Annotated in this window: 19 protein-coding genes and 1 pseudogene; 10 read left to right on the top strand and 10 right to left on the bottom strand. The window is 40.4% G+C overall.

Going from position 1 to position 18,887, the window contains the following annotated elements; genetic code table 11:
* Nucleotide 1 precedes the first annotated feature (1 nt).
* From JCM10596_RS20095 to JCM10596_RS20070, 6 genes are all read right to left on the bottom strand, one after another.
* Nucleotides 2-475, bottom strand: a complete 474-nt coding sequence (locus JCM10596_RS20095; protein ID WP_025028645.1) for a signal peptidase I — start codon at nt 473-475, stop codon at nt 2-4.
* On the bottom strand, nt 465-731 hold the full coding sequence (locus JCM10596_RS20090) for a PqqD family protein (protein WP_025028644.1): 267 nt from the start codon (nt 729-731) through the stop codon (nt 465-467). The genes JCM10596_RS20095 and JCM10596_RS20090 overlap by 11 nt, the downstream gene beginning before the upstream one ends.
* Nucleotides 731-1,516, bottom strand: a complete 786-nt coding sequence (locus tag JCM10596_RS20085; RefSeq protein ID WP_025028643.1) for a hypothetical protein — start codon at nt 1,514-1,516, stop codon at nt 731-733. Before JCM10596_RS20085 ends, JCM10596_RS20090 begins: the two co-directional genes overlap by 1 nt.
* Before the next feature lie 207 nt (nt 1,517-1,723).
* Nucleotides 1,724-1,876, bottom strand: a complete 153-nt coding sequence (locus JCM10596_RS29640; RefSeq protein WP_159102380.1) for a hypothetical protein — start codon at nt 1,874-1,876, stop codon at nt 1,724-1,726.
* A 262-nt stretch (nt 1,877-2,138) separates the two neighbouring features.
* The gene (locus tag JCM10596_RS29635) at nt 2,139-2,294 is read right to left on the bottom strand and encodes a hypothetical protein (protein WP_159102379.1); all 156 of its coding nucleotides are present in this window, start codon (nt 2,292-2,294) and stop codon (nt 2,139-2,141) included.
* A 175-nt stretch (nt 2,295-2,469) separates the two neighbouring features.
* Nucleotides 2,470-3,024, bottom strand: a complete 555-nt coding sequence (locus JCM10596_RS20070) for a helix-turn-helix domain-containing protein (RefSeq protein ID WP_025028642.1) — start codon at nt 3,022-3,024, stop codon at nt 2,470-2,472.
* A gap of 158 nt (nt 3,025-3,182) precedes the next feature.
* On the opposite strand from JCM10596_RS20070, the gene JCM10596_RS20065 reads away from it, so the two are divergent.
* Entirely contained in the window at nt 3,183-4,649 is a 1,467-nt protein-coding gene (locus JCM10596_RS20065; protein ID WP_025028641.1) for an L-lactate permease, read from the top strand.
* 121 nt (nt 4,650-4,770) lie between these two features.
* On the opposite strand, the gene JCM10596_RS20060 is transcribed toward JCM10596_RS20065, so the two are convergent.
* The 3 genes and pseudogenes from JCM10596_RS20060 to JCM10596_RS20050 all read right to left on the bottom strand — a co-directional run bounded on the left by JCM10596_RS20060 (nt 4,771) and on the right by JCM10596_RS20050 (nt 7,918).
* Complete coding sequence (locus JCM10596_RS20060) at nt 4,771-5,781, bottom strand: ABC transporter substrate-binding protein (protein ID WP_025028640.1); 1,011 nt, start codon at nt 5,779-5,781, stop codon at nt 4,771-4,773.
* A 112-nt stretch (nt 5,782-5,893) separates the two neighbouring features.
* Nucleotides 5,894-6,825 (bottom strand): annotated as a pseudogene (locus JCM10596_RS26665) (FecCD family ABC transporter permease).
* A gap of 82 nt (nt 6,826-6,907) precedes the next feature.
* Nucleotides 6,908-7,918 carry a FecCD family ABC transporter permease gene (locus JCM10596_RS20050; protein ID WP_025028639.1) on the bottom strand — a complete coding sequence of 337 codons (1,011 nt, stop codon included), beginning with the start codon at nt 7,916-7,918 and terminating at the stop codon, nt 6,908-6,910.
* A gap of 274 nt (nt 7,919-8,192) precedes the next feature.
* On the opposite strand from JCM10596_RS20050, the gene JCM10596_RS20045 reads away from it, so the two are divergent.
* The 9 genes from JCM10596_RS20045 (at nt 8,193) to JCM10596_RS20005 (ending at nt 17,887) form a co-directional block, all read left to right on the top strand.
* Entirely contained in the window at nt 8,193-10,022 is a 1,830-nt protein-coding gene (locus JCM10596_RS20045; protein ID WP_025028638.1) for an IucA/IucC family protein, read from the top strand.
* Complete coding sequence (locus JCM10596_RS20040; RefSeq protein WP_025028637.1) at nt 10,006-11,862, top strand: IucA/IucC family protein; 1,857 nt, start codon at nt 10,006-10,008, stop codon at nt 11,860-11,862. Before JCM10596_RS20045 ends, JCM10596_RS20040 begins: the two co-directional genes overlap by 17 nt.
* Before the next feature lie 5 nt (nt 11,863-11,867).
* On the top strand, nt 11,868-13,115 hold the full coding sequence (locus JCM10596_RS20035; protein WP_025028636.1) for an AMP-binding protein: 1,248 nt from the start codon (nt 11,868-11,870) through the stop codon (nt 13,113-13,115).
* Nucleotides 13,115-13,387: a petrobactin biosynthesis protein AsbD gene (asbD, locus tag JCM10596_RS20030; protein ID WP_025028635.1), complete on the top strand. Its 273-nt coding sequence runs from the start codon at nt 13,115-13,117 to the stop codon at nt 13,385-13,387. Before JCM10596_RS20035 ends, asbD begins: the two co-directional genes overlap by 1 nt.
* Nucleotides 13,388-13,425: 38 nt before the next feature.
* On the top strand, nt 13,426-14,379 hold the full coding sequence (locus JCM10596_RS20025; RefSeq protein ID WP_025028634.1) for a DUF6005 family protein: 954 nt from the start codon (nt 13,426-13,428) through the stop codon (nt 14,377-14,379).
* Nucleotides 14,376-15,230, top strand: a complete 855-nt coding sequence (locus JCM10596_RS20020; protein ID WP_025028633.1) for a sugar phosphate isomerase/epimerase family protein — start codon at nt 14,376-14,378, stop codon at nt 15,228-15,230. Before JCM10596_RS20025 ends, JCM10596_RS20020 begins: the two co-directional genes overlap by 4 nt.
* A gap of 24 nt (nt 15,231-15,254) precedes the next feature.
* Nucleotides 15,255-16,979 carry an ABC transporter ATP-binding protein gene (locus JCM10596_RS20015; protein ID WP_025028632.1) on the top strand — a complete coding sequence of 575 codons (1,725 nt, stop codon included), beginning with the start codon at nt 15,255-15,257 and terminating at the stop codon, nt 16,977-16,979.
* Nucleotides 16,980-17,273: 294 nt separating this feature from the next.
* The gene (locus tag JCM10596_RS20010) at nt 17,274-17,666 is read left to right on the top strand and encodes a hypothetical protein (protein WP_025028631.1); all 393 of its coding nucleotides are present in this window, start codon (nt 17,274-17,276) and stop codon (nt 17,664-17,666) included.
* Nucleotides 17,667-17,689: 23 nt separating this feature from the next.
* Complete coding sequence (locus JCM10596_RS20005; protein ID WP_025028630.1) at nt 17,690-17,887, top strand: hypothetical protein; 198 nt, start codon at nt 17,690-17,692, stop codon at nt 17,885-17,887.
* 130 nt (nt 17,888-18,017) lie between these two features.
* Here JCM10596_RS20005 and JCM10596_RS20000 read toward each other — a convergent pair whose 3' ends face one another.
* Nucleotides 18,018-18,707, bottom strand: a complete 690-nt coding sequence (locus tag JCM10596_RS20000; protein ID WP_025028629.1) for an ArsR/SmtB family transcription factor — start codon at nt 18,705-18,707, stop codon at nt 18,018-18,020.
* Nucleotides 18,708-18,887 lie beyond the last annotated feature (180 nt).

Here is an 18,887-nt window from a genome sequence, read left to right as displayed (position 1 = left end):
ATCATACTGAAGCTCCAGTAGTTATACGTATTTTCTTTTTTATTACTCTTTTTAATATACGGGATAATATAGGGAATGAAAAGATGATTTTGCTCCAAATTCTAGAGGAGAGGTCTGTCATTAATATCTTTTTTTGTTTTCTTTTAATTTGTACTAGTTTGCCAAGCAGTTGGTTTTCAGTGACAGGATCATCTGGCAAAAGATTCGTATCCCCTTTAAAAATATAGATAGGCATATTGTGAATGGTCACCGCTTCCTTAAAACGATGGGCGGTAAGTTTCTTTTCAGAACAATAAAACAACACAATATCGCCTTGTTTTAAAGTAGAAGGAGTACATTCAACGAACGTACAGATATCATTTTTCTGGATGAACGGATACATGCTGAATCCACTGGAGGGTAGATCAATGCTTCCGTTTTTCTGGATGGTCTTTTGAATTAAGGTGATTAAAGCCTCTTGGTGATTACTCTGCATCTCGAATCAATCCACACTCGATCAGGTCCTCTAGAAAACGCTGAATATCTTCTTCAATAGATTGATCTTGGATATCATATTCTTGGTGAATAGCTTCCATAATGGATTTGAATGTTTGAGGCTCACTGAGTAGGGTCCAGCAAAATCCTCCGATATCATTTAAGCGAGTAATGGAATGGTTGTCTGTATTTAAAATAACCCATTCATCATCGAGGATGGTTTCTTCAAAGTTAGGTGTTCGGATATACTGTATCATTAAGAAATCAACTCCCAGAAAGAATTATTTTTTTGAAAATGGAGTTCGTAAAGAGGTACACGATCGACTAATGTTTTCATAAGCGGTAGGATTTTTTTAGTATCCTCAGGACAATGGGTCCAGTAGAAAATCTTATCCATGATTTGAAACAAACCATCGGATTTCTTCATTAAGATTCGATCGTTCTCTATAGCTTGATGTAGGATTTGAATACTGGCTAAGGGTCTGCATTCTGCTAAGCCTTTTTCTTCTATATCACTACGAAAAGGAGAATCATAGACAATGATCTCACCATCTGTAATTTTAATCAATGTGGCTTCGTCGGACAAGAGCTGGCGAGGATAAGAAAGCTTAGCTACCGTTGATTTCCCTGCTCCAGATGGTCCAGCAAAAAGGTGTGCCTGCTCTTTCTCCACGACACAAGAAGAATGGATTAATAACCCCCAGCGAATATGGACGATATACGAGCTGTATAAGTTAATAAAAGCATGCTTTAAAGCAAATTCATCATAGACAAAGACCGACGCTGCTTTAAAGTCTGGTGCCATTTCAATAAGATAATCCGCTCGTCTGTAGGTAATAAGCTCTTTTTCATTTTTAATATCAACATTATAATCGACGAAAGGAACTCCATAACCCTCTTCGACTTTAATCCAGATATCAACGCTGGCTGTACTTGCAGGCATAATCACTTGGTACAGTTTCTTAAAGAACTGAATCATTCGTTCTGAATGACTATCTATTTGAATAATATGATCCCCAATTTTAATCCATAAGCTTTCCATAGTACGCCCCTTAGCTCTAACTAAAATCATCGTAAAGCAAGAATATAGTAATTTATAGTAGTAAAATTAAAAAAAATAATAATAAAATAAAGAGAAATAAGAGCCTAAATAAGAGAGAGGTCAAAGGTATGAGAACACTTTGACCTCATCTTTAAGTTAAAAAAGTAAGAATATAAAAATATATTCAAAGCACATACTAAATTTCCCTTATTTTCTGCACAGCATTTCAATACCTGGCGGCATTGGTTTGCCTGGTTTAGGAAACATTCCGCACGGCTTAAAGTTTTTACTGATCGCCGTTTCAAACTTTACTGCTTGAAAAGATAACACTTGAGGTGCAGAATAAGCTTTCTTTTCCATTATGATCACTCCTAGTCTGTAAGTATATTCAAAGAAGATAGAATCGAAAACTTAATAAATTAGAATATCTGGCCGATATTAATAGGTTATAGCGATTCTTCACTTATTATACTAGGAGTAGTCCATACATAAAAGAAATTTTATTCGACAAAATTCGCATGCGAAAAAAGCAAGGCTGTATAGTTCCTGCTTTGGCCTTGATATTTTCGCGTGTTTTTACATTTGAATGATTACAAGCTTTAATGTAGTTAATGAAAATAAATTACAATGGACGACCATTAATTGTACAAATTAACTCGATTCTTCCATTTCTTCTTTCAAATCTACATTCAACTTTGTTACCGCTACTAATAGCTGTTTCGAATTTCACATCTTGAACAGATAATACTTGTGGTGCAAAGTAAGCTTTCTTTTTCATTTCTATCAACTCCTACTCTTTTAATTCACGTACCAATAGCTTTGATGCTAGAAAAATTATGTATAGTTTGACAATTCTTATTGCAGTTACTTAAATTATACTACTGATTGACTTTTCTTTAAAGAATAATTTATCGACAAAAATCGACTGAATGTTTAGGGGCATAAGAAAAAAATTATTGGCTAGAGGTAGAATCTATGACAAGGTAATAATGACACGCTTCCTCTTCTAAGTTATCAAATTGGTGCGTAATATCTGCTTCAAAGTAGAGGGAGTCTCCAGCATATAAAGTCATATGTTTCCGTCCGTCTAAGGTAATTTGTAAGCATCCCTTTACTACATATATATATTCTTTGACTTGTTTTTTATGAGGAGGAAATGTACCAGAGCTTTTTCCCGGCGGAATGATGTTTAAAATAAATTCAATTCCTTTAGAAGGGAAGGCTGGTGAAAGCAGGATGCGTTGAAAACCAGTATTCTCATCCTTATAGACTTGACGATCTTTATTTCTAATGAGAATGACTTCTTTTATTTCGTTTTCTGCTAGAAGCTGAGAAGCGGTGGAGTCTAAGGCTTCAGCAATTTGACATAAGACGTTAACTGTAGGGTTTTTTTCATTTCTTTCTATTTGCGAGAGCATAGAACGACTAACGGAAGAAAGATCGGCTAACTCCTGTAAGGTATAGCCTTTTTCCATGCGTAATTTTTTTACCTTTTCACCTAATGTCACAAGAATTCCACCTTTCAAGTTTATTCCTCTATAGCGAAAAAAACAGATCGAGAAAATAAAATAAATATATTGGAAGCAAGATAAAATAGGTATTGACGGTTGAGGGGCAAAAGAATATAATCAACAAAAATCCACTATAGTGAAATCCAGGAGGAGTTATGATTCCATTCTTTTTTTCCCTTATTCCCCTATGTTTGATCTTGTTTTTGTTGTTTGGTTTAAGATTATCTGCTTGGAAGGCTGGTTTGGTAGGGTGTGTTTTCACTAGCAGTATGGCGCTTTTTACTCCCTTTTTTGAGTTTACCCTACATCAATTAGCTATGCCCATTTATCAGGGGAGTCTTACCTCCTTGATTGTAGCATATGTTATTGTCTTTGGCATTTGGCTCTATCACTTATTAAACGAAGCCAAAGTCATTGAAACCATGGCAAAGTTTATTTCAGAATCGACTCAGGACCCGATTCGGCAAGTGCTGATTTTGACATTGGCTTTTTCTCCTTTAGTAGAATCGCTGAGCGGTTTTGGTATTGCAATGATTGTGGTTGCGCCCATTCTCATTGCTTTAGGGGTAGAAAGAATGAAGGCTGTGCTGATTTCGTTGGTTAGTTTATGCGCGGTCCCATGGGGAACGTTAGGAATGGGAACAGTGATCGGAGCACAATTGGGCAATCTTTCCGTTCAAACATTAGGGGTAGGAAGTGCTCTATTATCCCTCCCCACGTTTATTTATTTTGCTCTGATCATTCTTTTTCTAGCTGGAGGCTGGTCTGCTTTGAAGAGTCACTTTTGGGAGGCGTTTCTCGCAGGCAGTTCAATGGGGGTATCAGTCTTACTGTTAAACAAATATGTTAGCGTGGAGCTAGCAGGTGTCTTTGGTTCATTTATGGTCATGGGAGTTCTATTATTGTTTATGAATAATAGAATGGAATTACTAAAAAATAGAAACATACGTCGTGCGTTTAAACCGTATCTCTTTCTCATTGTTCTTTTATTATTATCACGATTAATTCCGGACTTGAAGGGCTTTTTGCTCAGCCATGGTGTGGTAATAGTTGAAGAATTACAGTATTCCCTTCCTCTTTTATATTCTCCTGGTTTCTTTCTCTTTCTGACGTGTCTATTTACCATTGGGATCTATAGAATGAAACAGAAGTCGATTTTTCTCACTCTTCAACTCACGAGGAAGCAAGCTTCTCCTGTCATTTTTGCTACCCTGTTCTTTATCATTCTATCTGAGATTATGTCTGAAGCCCTTATGACACAAATCATAGCAGAGGTAACGGCGACGTTCTTAGGTCCGCTTTTTCTTCTCGTATCCCCCGTAATTGGAGGACTAGGAGGCTTTCTAACCGGGAGCAATACAGCATCGAATGCTATGTTTATTAAGCTGCAAGTACAGGCGGCTCAATACATCGGAATTTCTCCAGAACTGACAGCCTACGCTCAAAATACAGCTTCTTCTCATGCCATTATGGCTTCACCTTCCAGAGTACTGCTGGGCGCTACGATTGCTCAAATTCCTGAGCTTGAGAATGAGTTGCTCAAAAGAATAACCCTGATCGCCTTGGGTACACTTGTCGTCATTATTCTGGGGCTTTTGTTCATGTACGTTGTATGTCCATGAAGGATGCAACAAAGAGGGCTAACAACGAGCTAAGATGAGATAAGAACATAGACAAGATAAGAAAAAGTCGAGGAAGGGTTAGAGTTACCCCTCTTCGACTTTTGGTTTTTGGCACGGAGAGTTACATTTCCTTAGCGTAGGAAAGCAATTCATCTACTAGCTTGGTAGCAGAAATAATACCACCAGATAGATTCCAGATGACTTCATCCACTTGGAATGCCTTCTTATTTTTTGCTACTTGAAGGTTTTGGTAGAGTGGATCATTCATCCATTCTTCTTGCATCTTTGTTCCACCTTTTTCTTCGTCATAATCAGCATTAAAGAAGAACATAATGTCTCCGTCCATATCAGCCATTTGCTCTTTCGTGATTACAGCGATGAACTCATCGATATCTTGAGATTCAGGTCTAGCAAAACCAAGATCGCTTAATACAGTACCAGAGAAAGTGTCTTTAAGATAGATACGAACATTAGTAGGTAGGAAACGCACAACGGAAACTTTTGTTGACAGTTTATCACCAAGCTCCGATTTCGCGTGGTCTACATGTTGCTGATAACGCTCTAAAGCCTGTTTTCCTTCTTCTTGCTTGTTCAGGGCTTCAGCATAAAGAGTAAAGTTTTCTTTCCATTGTCCTGCAAGGTCTTCAGAAAAGACAGTAGGAGCAATATTGGATAATTGAGTATAGATTTCTTCTTGTCTAACTTTATTTCCGATAATCAGGTCTGGCTCAAGACTAGCGATAAGCTCCATATTTGGTTGTCTCTCATCCCCTAGCTCCGCTACTCCTGACATTTTGTCTAGGATATGTGGATACCATGTATCTCCTACACCAGAATTAACAGCCCCTACAGGAGTGACTCCTAGCTCTAGAAGAGCTTCTGTTCCTTCGTTCGTTAAAATAACGACTCTTTGAGGTGTTCCTTTAATTGTTGTTTCACCCATGGCATGTGTTACTGTGTACTCGGCATCTTCGGTTGCTTCTTGCTGAGCTTCTTCTGTGGGAGCAGGCTCCTCGGAATTAGCTGGAGTTTCTTGATTGGTGTTAGAAGCGCAGCCTGCTGCCACAAGCACTAGAGCCAGCATGGCAATAAAAAGAAAGCTACGCAAAAAAGATTTGTTGTTTACTTGCATGTGTTTGTTTCTCCCCTCATTTTTGACTAATTGGTAAGTGAGCAAATAATCGCCAATGATTATCATTATCACTAATATTAATTAATAACTTTTGCAGTAATATTTGTCAACCTTATTTTTTAAATAATAAATACATAAAGAATGGAGCTCCAATAGCTGCGGTAAAAACCCCGGCAGGAATATCGAGAGGCTGAAAGAGTAATCTCCCTGCCAAATCAGCTAATAGAAGAATAATAGCGCCCAGCAAAGCGGATGCCGGCAAGAGGATGCCATGCATTGGACCGACCATCTTTCGTGCCATATGTGGCGCCATGAGTCCAATAAAAGAAATTCCTCCGGCAAACCCAACAGCAGCTCCTCCAAGAGCCACACTATACAGCATCAGCCAGAGTTGTTTATTCTTCACCGATAAGCCAAGACCAGTGGATACCCCATCTCCAAGCAGAAGGACATTAAGATGGCGTGCTTGTAAGAAGGCAAGTGGCAGGAATAATCCCATCCACGGCAAAAGTGCGATGACATGCTCCATGGACTTTCCATAGATGCTTCCAGTCATCCAGCCTAATACTTGAGAGGCAAGATGAACGGGACCGCTAATTAACAAAAACATGGTCAAGGCAGCCATCGCTGTAGAGATCCCGATTCCAATCAGAATCAAACGGTAGGATGACGAGCCGCCTCTCCAAGCTAAGATATAGATCAGGGAGCTGTAACAAAGGCGCCTCCAATAGCCACAAGCGGCAGCCAATGAATACTGAATTGACCAGCTAGGAGAGTCATAAAGGCAACAGCAGCAAATGAAGCGCCACCCGTAATTCCTAATAAGTCAGGGGATGCAAGAGAATTGCGGAACACGGATTGTAAAATAGCGCCTGCTGTCCCAAGTGCCGCTCCAATTAAAACAGCCAGTATGGTTCGTGGTAGGCGTAGATCAAGAATGACAATTTTATGTGTTTTGTTATCTGAGGTAAACACACTGAGCACATCCAGAAAGGGAATATGAAGACTGCCTAGAGATAGGCTCAGAATAACTAAAAGGAACATGACGAGAAAGAAAAATAGAATGATTCCCGTATTGCGCCAGGTATTGTTGGATCCATGTGTTTTTTCTCTAAGTGGCTCGACGTTATTCATAGTTTCTCCTTCTTGCAATATAGATAAGGAATGGGACTCCTAATAGAGCCGTCGTCACACCAACCGGCACTTCTTTAGGCATTAAGATAAAGCGGGAAACCGTATCAGCAGAAACCAACAGAGCCGCTCCCGCCACAGCGCTATAAGGAATCACCCAAATATGGTCATTCCCGACTAGGTAGCGACAAAGATGTGGAACGATTAAGCCAATAAAGGCAATGGGACCTGCCAGCGCTACTGATCCACCTGCCAGAAGAATAACAACAAGGATAGTCATTCCTTTGATTAACCAAATACGTTGACCCAAACCTCTGGCAATATCATCACCCATTCCCATCACATTTAAGGATTTGGCTAAAACAAAAGCGATCATCCAGCCAATGAGAATATAAGGAATTACCGTGATCAAATGCTCCATTTTTCGTCCAGATACAGAACCGACAAGCCAGAATAGGGCTTCACTCAGGGTTTGGTTATATAAGAGCATAATCCCTGAGGTGATGGAAGAGGCAAAGGCTGAAACAGCCGCTCCGGCTAAGGTTAATTTGAGAGGGAGGGAGCCCCCATTTCCTAATGAGCCGAGTGCCAAGACGAACAAGGCGGTTACCCCTGCACCTAAAAAAGCGATCAAGGTCATATCCTTTAAGGCAAGATCTAACTTAAAGACACTCAAGCATAGAACAATAAATAAAACAGCCCCTGAATTAATCCCAAATAAGGATGGAGAAGCAAGGGGATTTTTGGTCAGTACCTGCATTAATGCACCCGCAATAGCTAAGCTTGCTCCCACGGTTGCGGCAATGAAAGCTGCTGGCATACGGACCGTTCGGATCAGAATGTGTTCTGTTGACGCGTTATAGTAAAATATACTTTCCCACAATAAGGAAAAAGAAAAGGTGTGATAGCCCTTCAAAATACTAACCAATAAGCTTGCACAAAAGAAAACAAATCCTGCTAGCAAAGTAAGTAACTTGGCCCTATCACTTTGTAATAGACCTACCAATCAAAAAACTCCCCTCTGCAAATCTAATCTAGTGATTATTTAGTAGTCATCAATTAGATTGTAAGAAAGAAGTATAGACAAAGTCAATGAAATTGATTCTCGTTTTCGCCAAATACATAAAATCTCAAACTTTACAGTTGAAATGATAATCATTATCAATTAAAATAGTAAATCAGAGAGGGGTTACAAAAAAAGGAAAAGAAGGAACCCCCCTCTGATCGTAAAAGAATCGAAAGAAAGGGTTTCTGTTTTTTTGAAATAAAGGAGGCTACAAATGAGTGATGCTAAGAACATTGCAGAGAAAGCATCCATGCAAAGCTTTCTGAATTGTTACTTGCGTGAAACAGAGCAAGGTGAATGGCTAGATGACAGGAGGATGAAGGAGAGAGGGCAGTGTCTTGTGCTTCAAGAAGGAGTGAAACACTATCTGCATCTTTCTCTAGCGAAGCAAGGGATTCATTTTTACCTTGGAGTCCAGTACAAATCCCCAACAGGGCGACATCTTTTCAACCTGCCCATCTATTATCAGGTGGGGGAAGAGGCTGCTATAGAAACGGACTATGTCACGTTTATTGCCTTACTAGTGAAAGAGTTGTCTTATGCTTACGGGGCTTCCTATTCAGATGAACTGCTCCTTCGAGTCATTCAGAGCTGTCACAACATGGAAAGCTATATCAAACAGAGAGAAAAGGATGGTTTAGAGTTATACGGAGAAGAACTCTATTTTATCGAAGCAGAGCAAGCATTGCTGTTTGGTCATCTTACACACCCTACTCCAAAAAGCCGGCAAGGTTTTCCAGAATGGAATCAAGCGGCGTATTCTCCAGAATTGAAAGGGGAGTTCCAGCTTCATTATTTTAGGGTGCACCAAAGCGCTGTGGTAGAAAACTCGGCTCTTCCCCAATCTGCTACAGAACTGATTAAAGCAGAAGTATGGGCAGATCAAGCGTTTGAAGAAGAGGAAAAAGAGAGATATTGTCAGCAAGAAGAGTATGCTCTTATCCCTGTTCACCCCATACAAGCAGAGTGGCTGCTAAACAGACCTAAAATCAAAGACTTATGTCAGCAAGGGGTACTGGAATATCTAGGTCCAAGAGGAAGAGCTTATCAGGCAACATCTTCAATCAGAACTGTGTATCATGCTGAGGCGAATTATATGTTGAAGCTGTCTTTACATGTGAAGGTGACCAACTCCTTACGTGTCAATAAGCTTAAAGAGCTGGAAAGTGGAGTCGAAGTAAAGAAACTACTAAATACTTGTTTGGGAGAGGTCAAACAAAAGTTCCCAGGCTTTGATCTTATTTGTGACCCTGCCTATATGACTGTCAAAGTAGATGGGGAGGAAGAATCAGGTTTCGAAATCATTTTAAGAGAGAACGTGTTTCAAGGAGAGAGAGGAAAGCAGGTTACCTTAGTGGCTGCGTTAGTGCAAGATGCACTTCCAGGGCACAGTTCCAGACTCGCTACGATCATTCATCGTCTAGCCCGAGAGGAAGAGCGAAGTGTACGTCAGGTTAGCTTAGACTGGTTTCGCAGGTATCTGAAAATCTCCCTTGAGCCGATGGTATGGCTTTATTTAACTTATGGTATTGCTCTAGAAGCACATCAACAAAATAGCTTGGTCCAATTGAAGGATGGTTATCCAGAACGCTTTTATTTTCGTGATAATCAGGGCTACTACTATTGTCGCTCAAGAAAAGCTCTGTTGGATGAATTGCTTCCGGGTATAGGAGAAAAAAGCCAAAATATCTTTGATGATCAGATAGCAGATGAACGTTTTAGATATTATTTAATGATCAATCATATGCTAGGTGTTATAAACGGCTTTGGAACAGAAGGACTCATCAATGAGCGTGAGTTGCTAGCAGAAGTAAGATCAGCATTAGAGGCATTTATTCCATTGAATCGAGAGGGCTCTACCTTCTTAACCAGCTTACTTCAAGATAAAAAGCTTCCGTGTAAGGCAAATTTATTAACTCGGTTGTTTGATATAGATGAATTAACAAGTCCGCTCGAACAAGCGGTTTACGTCCAAATAGAAAACCCCTTGGTTACTGAATTGCCAAGTTCTGAACAGGAGAGGTCCTATGAGTATACCTTTTGAAAAAATGAAGGTTAGTGAGGTCATCATGTCAGAGGTTTATGTGGAGGTTAGAAGACGAATATTTCGTCAGTTAGTAGAATCTCTTTTATTTGAGAAGATTGTTTCAGCGGATGAAATAGAGGTCGAAGAGGGGATTCTATTCCGAATACAGGGAGTAGATGGTCATCAGTCCTCTGTTACTTATGAATGTCTAGGAAGAAGAAGCTTAACATTTGGTCGGATTCGTTTAACTGAGCCTATGATGCGTGTGGCTCAAGAAGGCTTCTCAGAAGCAGAATCTTTTGCTCTCTTTTTCTATGAAGTAGGGAAAAATCTAGGAATCAATCAAGAGAAACAACATACCTTTATTCAGGAGCTAGAGCAAACTCTTCTAAAAGATACTCTTGCCCAATATAAAAGAAGGCAACAGAAAGCCCAGTTACTAGGTACATCCTATGATGACTTGGAGGGCAATGTAATGGATGCTCATCCCTATCATCCCAGCTATAAATCACGAATTGGCTTTACCTTAATGGATAATGAGAGGTATGGTCCCGAAAGCAAAAACAGGCTCAAACCCATTTGGCTTGCCCTGCATCAGGATGTGGCTCGAGTGGCTGTAATGGAAGGAGAAAGCTATTCTTCTTTCCTTCGCTCGGAACTGGGGGAGAAGGTGGTCAGACACTATGACACCGTGGTTCGAAGTCATGGCTGTGACCCGCAATCTTATTTCTATCTTCCTGTACACCCTTGGCAATGGGAGAACTATATTATCCCTCATGGGGTCGATCAAATCAGAAAAAAACATCTGATTTATTTGGGAGTTTCAGAGGAGGACTACAGTGCCCAGCAATCGATTCGAACATTGGCGAATGTCACTCATCCTCAAAAAGCGTATCTAAAAACCGCTCTTCATATTGTGAACACGTCAAGTGTTCGCCATCTTCATCCTTATTCTATAGCCAGCGCCCCAGTTATTTCGGCTTGGCTGGAACAAATGGTTCAAGGCGATGTCTACTTGAGAGAAGAAGCACGTCTTGTATTGCTTAAGGAATATGCAGGTGTATGCTATGATCCGCCTTCTGAGTGTGTGGTTGCTCCTCAGGCTTTGTATGGCGCAATTGGCTGTATCTGGAGAGAAAGTATTCATCCTTATCTAGAACCTGGAGAAGAAGCGATTCCTTTCAATGCCCTTTATTCTCGTGAATTGGATGGGAATCCACTGATTCATTCATGGGTGCAAAAGCATGGTCTAGAACAATGGGTCAGACACTTAGTAAGAACCTGCATTTGGCCTGTTGTCCACTTACTAGTCGCTCATGGAGTGGCTTTGGAATCTCATGCTCAGAATATGATTTTTATTCATCGCGAGGGAAAGCCTGAACGTGTTGCCTTGAAGGATTTCCATGAAGGGGTTGAATATTATACTGGATTTTTAAAAGAGCCTCAGGCATGCCCTGATTTTTCTGAGATACATGATCGATATAAACAAGGTGCGCTCAATGATTTTTTTGAAATGGAAAACATTGATTTGGTTCGAGAAATGACCTTAGATGCCTTGTTTTCAATGAACCTTGGGGAGTTATCCTTTCTGTTAGCTGATTTCTACCGATATGAAGAGGACTTATTCTGGTCTCTCGTGGCGGAATCTCTACAGGAGTATGCAGAAGCGTTTCCTCAGTTGAAAGCCCGTTTTCAAGAGATTAATTTGTTTGTTCCTTCATGCCGATTAGAGCAGTTAACCAAACGTCGGCTCTATACGGATGAAGGGCTACATCTCCATGAGGTCCCCAATCCGCTCTATCAGGTACAGGAAATGTTTTGGTGTTCAGTATCTACTACGAATCATAAGGAGAATTGATCGATATGTTTAGGATTAACAATCAAGAAGTGACTCATGAGGAGGTAGAGCGCCTCTATGGCTATTATGCTGGATTGGAGCATTTTAAAGCAGTAGAAGGACAGAGAATAGCGCTATGTATTGAGGACCCTGCTTTCTTAGTAACTCTCATTCTTTTTCTCAAAAGCAGAGGCTGCTCTACTCTCTTAATTCATGGTGAAACCCCCTTAAAGACTGCTTATGTGATGGCTATGAAAGCAGATTGCTCTGCTCTTATTTATCATGATCCAAAGAATTATCGAAGCATTGGAAGGGAGCAGTGGAAGGCTGAATCTGCCCCTGCTGTTTATCAGTACAGTTCAGGAACGACAGGGGACCCTAAGCTCATCTCTAGGACATGGGAGGAAATCGAAGAGGAGATCGAAGGATACAATCAAGCTCTTGCTCTGCCCGGTGAAGAGGAACCTATTATTCTCGTCCCCGTCAGTCATTCGTATGGGCTCATCTCTGGGGTGCTCTCCAGCATGGCTAGAGGGACTGTACCGACCATCATTACGCATAAGAATCCCAAGTATACGCTGAAGATTCTACAGGAGCACCCTCATCATATTGTATATGGTGTGCCTGCTCTCTTTCATGTTCTTTCTAGCTTTCCACAGCAAGAGCTTCAGTTTAATCATTTAATGAGTTCTGGAGCCCCCATGTCAGAGGCTTTATTTGCCAAGCTAAGTCAGATGACAGGAACAATGAAACAGCAGTATGGTTGCTCTGAAGCAGGGTGTATTAGCCTGTCCAACAAAATGAAGTCAAATGTAGATATCGGCGTCGCCTTGGGACACTTCTCCGTTTTGAGCGAAACGAAGGAAGGAGAACCATCAGAACTGGTTGTCAGGACGGGAACGACAGATATTCATACCAAGGACTTGGTCTATATCAGCTCAGAACAGGAGTTGACCTATGTGTCTAGGATGGATGACGTCATCAATGTTTCAGGACTTAAGGTTTTTCCATTGGAGGTGGAAGAAACCATCCAGAAGCTATCGGGTATCAAAGAAGTGGTCGTCTATCGAGGGCAACACCCGCTCATTGGAGAAGTGGTTAAGGCAAAGGTGGTGGCAGAAGAGGAGCTTACTGCTGACAATATTAGAGATTGGTGCATCCAACATCTCCCGCCCTATAAGGTACCAGCCGAAGTGGAGTGTGTCCTGGAGATTCCGAAGAATAAAAATGGAAAGATCTCTCGCAAATTATTAGAAATAGGAGATGTACAGTGATGAATCGAGCAGAATTAAAGGGAAAAATTCTTCAAGTCATGAATGAAAAGCTGGGCTTGCAAGGAGTAACAGAATTAGATGAGTTGATGCGGCTAAACAATGATTTGCGGATCGATTCCATTATGCTCGTTCAGCTTATTGTTTATATAGAAGTAGAGCTACAGCTTGAAATTCCTGAGGATGAGGTAGATCCCAGAGTGTTTCAGACGGTCGGTTCTTTACTTGATTTTCTGGAAACCTTACAACCCACGAGTGGAACATCTATTCAGTAGCGTTTAAGGGTCTGTATGTGAACAAAGGAGGAGTACATGTGATTAAAGTTCACTGTATTGTGAGTTGTTTTTGTGAAATTGTTAAAAGGTACAGTGATGTCGATTACAGGCCTTTTTATTTTGGAGTATGGGATGCTGATTTTGATCTGACTGAGCAGGGGGAAATCACCTATTTCTCAGAAAATCATGATTATTTCCTGCACTGGTTTGAGCACTTATTCGGTCCAAAAGTGGAAACATGGTATGATCCTTTGAAATCGAAGGAAAGTAATCTGCAAACCTTTTTACGGTTGGTAGAGGAACGGACAGAGGATCAGCATATTGTTGTGCAGATTGATATGTCTCTCATGCCGGAGAGAGAAAATAAATTTAATCAAAAGCCTTTTCCTCACTTTCTCATGATTCAAAAAACAGAGAAGGAAGATGAATGGTTTATGTTTGACCCCGATTTTCGCTGGGAAGGAAATGTTCAGAAAGAGAGAGTCATTCAAGCCTTTTTAGAAAATCCCTTTGGCGGTGGCTTTATCTTCGACTCCCGCTTCATTACAAAGCCTTCCGAAGAAAAGGTGGAGCAATTCTTTCAGCATAGCTTTAAAAAGAATGAAAATGAACTTACAGTACTACTTAAAAAGCTGATTACCAATATGGTTGAGGAGAAGGAAGACTACTCCTTTTCTCAGCTGTTCCAAGCGGTAAGGCAGTTGCCTGTGATTGCCATACGTAAATATAGCTATGAGCACGCCTTGATGTACTTTCATCCTTCAAAGGAATATGAAGAGGGGGAATTTGAATATTGGTGCGATCGAATTGAAGAAGTGGTCCGTGGCTTTTCGAATGTGCAGTATAAAACCATGAAAATGGCAATGACCAAGAACCCTTCTCTTCTACCATCCATTCTAAAAACGTTAGATGAAATGGATCAGACGGAATTGCGAATAAAAGAAGAAGTGGAAAAACAATTTCTTCATTGGAAAAAAGGGGTGAGAGTATGAAGGTTTCATTGTGTACCATTACGTTTCGTCATCAGTTGATCTCTTTTTCAGATATTGTTCGATTTGCTCATCACTTTGGTTTTGATGGAATCGAGCTCTGGGGAATCCATGCACTGAATCTATTTCACTATCATCGAGATGAAACGATAGAATCGTTGCGTTATATGTCCACTCATGGAATGAAAGTATCGATGATTAGCGACTATTTGGATATTGCTGCCGAAGCTGACTTTCAGCAAACGCTGGAAAAATGCAGGGGTTTAATCCAAGCTAGCAAGTGGTTTGGAGCGAAACAAATTCGAACATTTGCTGGACAGAAGGGGAGTGCAGAGATTTCAACAGATGAGCGTAGTCAGTATGTGCAGAGGCTCTATGAGCTTTGCGAGCTATGTAAAAAGCACGATGTTGATTTGTTAATCGAAACACACCCAGGAACGTTAACAGATCGAATTGACTCGACCCTCTCTCTATTACAGGAGGTCAATCATTCCCATCTCAAAGTAAACTTAGACTTCTTGCACGTGTGGGAGTCTGGTACGGATCCAGTAGATGGGTATTATCTATTAAAGCCGTGGGTTCAGAATTATCATTTAAAAAATATTTCTTCTTCTGACTATTTGCATGTTTTTCAGCCGCATAATGTCTATTCAGCTAGTGGTAGCCGTCAAGGAATGGTTTCACTATGGGAGGGAGCGGTCGACTTTCTGCCTATTCTGGAGCAAATTGAAGAAACGGATCATTATGCGTCCATCGAATGGTTTGGTTCTAATGCTTTACAAATGCTGAAAGAGGAAATAGAATGGCTTAAAGAACAACGGCTTCGACCGTTCGCTATAGGGTCTAATAAGTAGTATTGAATATGGAGGAAGATGTGAATGATCCGTCGTTTTATAGCCTACTATCTGCCTTACAAGAAGTTATTTATGCTTGACTTTGGTTGTGCAGTCTTCGTCGCCCTTCTGGAGCTGGGCTTTCCAGTCGTTGTACAGTGGATGATTGATTCTCTTCTTCCGACGCAGAACTGGACCATGATTAGTTGGATGGGACTGTTTCTTTTAGCCCTCTATCTTATTAGCATGGGGCTTCATTTTGTAGTCAATTATTGGGGGCATATGCTGGGAATTAATATTGAAACAGATATGCGTCAGCAGTTGTTTAACCATGTCCAAAAACTATCGTTTAGCTTTTTTGACAATAATAAAACAGGGACCATCATGTCCCGAATGACCAATGATTTGTTTGAAATAGGGGAATTGGCGCATCATGGACCTGAGGATGTCTTTATTGCCATGATGACCTTCTCTGGTGCATTTGGCATTATGTTAATGGTGAACTGGGAATTGGCTGTTATTACCTTTATTATTGTACCGTTTCTGGTCTGGATTATTGTTTACTTCAATAAAAAACTAAATGTAGCAGCAACGAGAATGTTTGAGGAAATAGCGGAAGTGAATGCTAGGGTAGACGATAGCATTTCTGGAATCCGTGTTGTTAAATCATTTGGAAATGAAAAATTTGAAATGAATCGTTTTCTAGCCAATAATAAATCATTTCGCTTAGCCAAACTAAAATCGTATCTCGCCATTTCGTATAGTTCTTCAGGGATCTATATGCTTACTCGCTTAATTACACTGGTGGTGCTGATCTGTGGAGCGTGGTTCACCTACCAAGGAAAGCTAAGCTATGGGGAACTGGTAGGTTTTCTGCTTTATGTGGGTATCCTGCTTCGCCCCATTGATAAGATCACCACTCTCTTAGACTCTTATCCCAAAGGAATGGCAGGCTTTAAGCGTTTTTGTGATCTGCTCGACACAGAGCCAGATGTGAAGGATGCGCCTGATGCAATAAAGGTCAAAAATTTACGAGGAGATATTGAGTTTCAAGATGTAAGCTTTTCCTACGAGGATCACACAGAGGTGCTTAAAGGGATTGATTTTTCGGTTCGCGCAGGTGAAACAGTGGCTCTTGTGGGACCCTCAGGAGCAGGGAAATCAACCATATGTAGCTTAATCCCACGTTTCTATGAAGCCAATTCTGGTACAATCACCATTGATGGGATGGATATTCGCAGCATGACCCAGCACTCTCTAAGGGAACAAATCGGCATTGTGCAACAGGATGTGTTCTTATTCAACGGAACCATACGAGATAACATTGCCTATGGTCGATTGGGGGCCACTGACGAGGAGATTATGGAAGCGGTCAGAAATGCCCATTTAGAAGAAACGATTCTAGCAATGCCTGAAGGGCTAAATACCGTAATCGGAGAAAGAGGCTTGAAGCTATCTGGAGGACAGCGCCAACGTCTAGCGATTGCTCGAGTTTTCTTGAAGAATCCTCCTATCCTGATCTTAGATGAAGCCACCTCAGCCTTAGATACAGAAACAGAATGGATGATTCAACAAGCGCTAAGTGAACTCGCTAAGAATCGAACGACCTTAGTCATTGCCCACCGTCTAGCCACCATTCGCCATGCAGATCGAATTGCCGTTGTGACGCAAGAGGGAATTGCAGAAGAAGGAACTCATGAGGAGTTACTTGCTGTCGACGGAGCGTATGCTCGATTGTATTATGCTCAATCGGAGAAGGTGAGTGTGTAAGGGTTAGGTTAGTATAAGCGTATTAGTTATGAAAACGAAGTATTTTAAAAACCTACTTTCTTGGTAAGATGTACCCTTTGTAAAGGACATTTTATTGGCGAGAGTAGGTTTTTGTTTTGACCTTAATTTATTCATGATAAATAAGTGCTACATCATTATGAGTACATGATTAGAGTATTTTGTTACTAAATTGATTGTTTGTAGTCATATTTTCCTTTTTTGAGGTAGAAGATCCAAGTATAGCATTATGTATGTTACGATGAAAGTATATTCAATGAGGATGGGAGGCAACCGATGAAAAGAATAACTATCGGTGGAATATTAATGTTTTTTGGAACATTAATATGTTTAACTATCATAATCCTCGCTAGTCAATTTGTACCGATGATTAGCGAATGGAGAGGAACAAAGTTATGGTTTTTGATTTTTGGCGCAAAAGACTTGAACCACACATATAGTTTATTTTTAGGAACCCCATTCATAATAGGAACAATTTTGTTTACACTCGGACTCATAGTACTTCTCGTAGAACTCTATTTTGAGTATAGGAAAAACTTAAAAATTTATTTGAGTTCAAAAAAAGGTAAGCAAGAAAAGTATGAAAAGATTCCTCCAATCCTGATCTTAGATGAAGCTACCTTAGCCTTAGATACAAAAACAGGCTCAAAACTGGATTTTAGAAAATAAGTAATGAAATGAAGGGATCAAAAATGAAAAAAATATCATACTATCTTCCATTTTTTGTGTCGGTAGTTTTAGTTGTCTTTCTTACTGTAGTGCTAACGGAAAGCATGCAGTGGGATCTTCCTTTTTATACTAAGGCACTGATTAACGTCATTGCAGCTATTGTAGGTGGGATGATAGGAATATATCTTAGTTCAAAAAAAGGTAAGCAAGAAGAGTCTTAGTCAATAGTAATAAGAAGAGAAAAATGCACCAGTCTAAGTAGGTGAGCATAGGATTTAGTGACCAGAGATCCTTGGCTCCATAGACAGGTGCATTTTTTAGCGTTGTGCCTGAGGTATTTTTTTACTTTGGTCAATCCAAATCAATAGAAAAAATTTTCTTCAAACCAGTTCTGCCCGTAGGAGTTATCTTCATTGCTCTTGTTTTAGGTAGGCGTTCAATCCAATGTAATTGGAGTAGTCTTTCTAGAAGAGCATTACCTAATGCTCCAGCAAGATGAGGGCGTCTTTCACTCCAATCTAAACATTTGTGTGAGAAAGAACGGCGCTTCTTTTTAATTCTTTCGAGGTCAATCTCAAAAGCTTTAAAGAATTCCTCTCCTTTTTTGGTAATGCTGAAGCTATCCTCTTCTTCGTAAATAAGCTCCATATTAAGTAAAGCATTTGTTAATTGTACTCCCAAATTTCCAGCAAGATGGTCGTAACAGGTTCTCGCAAAACGCAAGGCTGTGTCTTCTGAAGATTGTGTGAATGATCTAATTTTGATTGGTGGAGCTATAGCTAGCAGAGACTCCATCATTCGGGCGACTTCCTGATTGCGGATGCCATAGTATCGATGTCTTCCCTGCTTTTCAACTGTAATAAGAGTAGCTTCGACCATCTTTCCTAAATGAAAACTTGCCGTTTGTGGTTTGATTCCTGCCATATAAGCTAATTCACTTGCAGGGTGAAATCGACCATCTAATAAAACAGTTAAGATTGCCGCCCGAGAGGCATCGCTTACTAAACTAGCAACGATAGCTACATTTGGATTAGCGTTCATTTAAATTTCCTCCTATGTCATCCATATTTCGATGATAATCGAAATATTTATCATTTTCCGACAGAAGACTCCCTCTTCAATCGTGTGAAGGGCGAAGCCCAATGATAAGGGGGAGATGAATGTCGGTTGGCGTTAGCCAAAACTTTCCTCAATATGGTATAATGAGAACGTAAGTTCCTT

The sequence above is a fragment of the Caldalkalibacillus mannanilyticus JCM 10596 genome (genome assembly GCF_000615945.1).
GTDB classification, from domain to species: domain Bacteria; phylum Bacillota; class Bacilli; order Caldalkalibacillales; family JCM-10596; genus Bacillus_AT; species Bacillus_AT mannanilyticus.
Note: the sequence above shows the minus strand (reverse complement) of the source record. Positions and strands in the feature narration are given on the sequence as shown.

Excerpts from the sequence above, each read along its gene's own strand:
- JCM10596_RS20095 (WP_025028645.1), bottom strand. The coding sequence starts at position 475 with ATGCAGAGTAATCACCAAGAGGCTTTAATCACCTTAATTCAAAAGACC.
- JCM10596_RS20090 (WP_025028644.1), bottom strand. The coding sequence starts at position 731 with ATGATACAGTATATCCGAACACCTAACTTTGAAGAAACCATCCTCGAT.
- JCM10596_RS20085 (WP_025028643.1), bottom strand. The coding sequence starts at position 1,516 with ATGGAAAGCTTATGGATTAAAATTGGGGATCATATTATTCAAATAGAT.
- JCM10596_RS29640 (WP_159102380.1), bottom strand. The coding sequence starts at position 1,876 with ATGGAAAAGAAAGCTTATTCTGCACCTCAAGTGTTATCTTTTCAAGCA.
- JCM10596_RS29635 (WP_159102379.1), bottom strand. The coding sequence starts at position 2,294 with ATGAAAAAGAAAGCTTACTTTGCACCACAAGTATTATCTGTTCAAGAT.
- JCM10596_RS20065 (WP_025028641.1), top strand. The coding sequence starts at position 3,183 with ATGATTCCATTCTTTTTTTCCCTTATTCCCCTATGTTTGATCTTGTTT.
- JCM10596_RS20060 (WP_025028640.1), bottom strand. The coding sequence starts at position 5,781 with ATGCAAGTAAACAACAAATCTTTTTTGCGTAGCTTTCTTTTTATTGCC.
- JCM10596_RS20045 (WP_025028638.1), top strand. The coding sequence starts at position 8,193 with ATGAGTGATGCTAAGAACATTGCAGAGAAAGCATCCATGCAAAGCTTT.
- JCM10596_RS20040 (WP_025028637.1), top strand. The coding sequence starts at position 10,006 with ATGAGTATACCTTTTGAAAAAATGAAGGTTAGTGAGGTCATCATGTCA.
- JCM10596_RS20035 (WP_025028636.1), top strand. The coding sequence starts at position 11,868 with ATGTTTAGGATTAACAATCAAGAAGTGACTCATGAGGAGGTAGAGCGC.
- asbD (WP_025028635.1), top strand. The coding sequence starts at position 13,115 with ATGAATCGAGCAGAATTAAAGGGAAAAATTCTTCAAGTCATGAATGAA.
- JCM10596_RS20020 (WP_025028633.1), top strand. The coding sequence starts at position 14,376 with ATGAAGGTTTCATTGTGTACCATTACGTTTCGTCATCAGTTGATCTCT.
- JCM10596_RS20015 (WP_025028632.1), top strand. The coding sequence starts at position 15,255 with ATGATCCGTCGTTTTATAGCCTACTATCTGCCTTACAAGAAGTTATTT.
- JCM10596_RS20010 (WP_025028631.1), top strand. The coding sequence starts at position 17,274 with ATGAAAAGAATAACTATCGGTGGAATATTAATGTTTTTTGGAACATTA.
- JCM10596_RS20005 (WP_025028630.1), top strand. The coding sequence starts at position 17,690 with ATGAAAAAAATATCATACTATCTTCCATTTTTTGTGTCGGTAGTTTTA.
- JCM10596_RS20000 (WP_025028629.1), bottom strand. The coding sequence starts at position 18,707 with ATGAACGCTAATCCAAATGTAGCTATCGTTGCTAGTTTAGTAAGCGAT.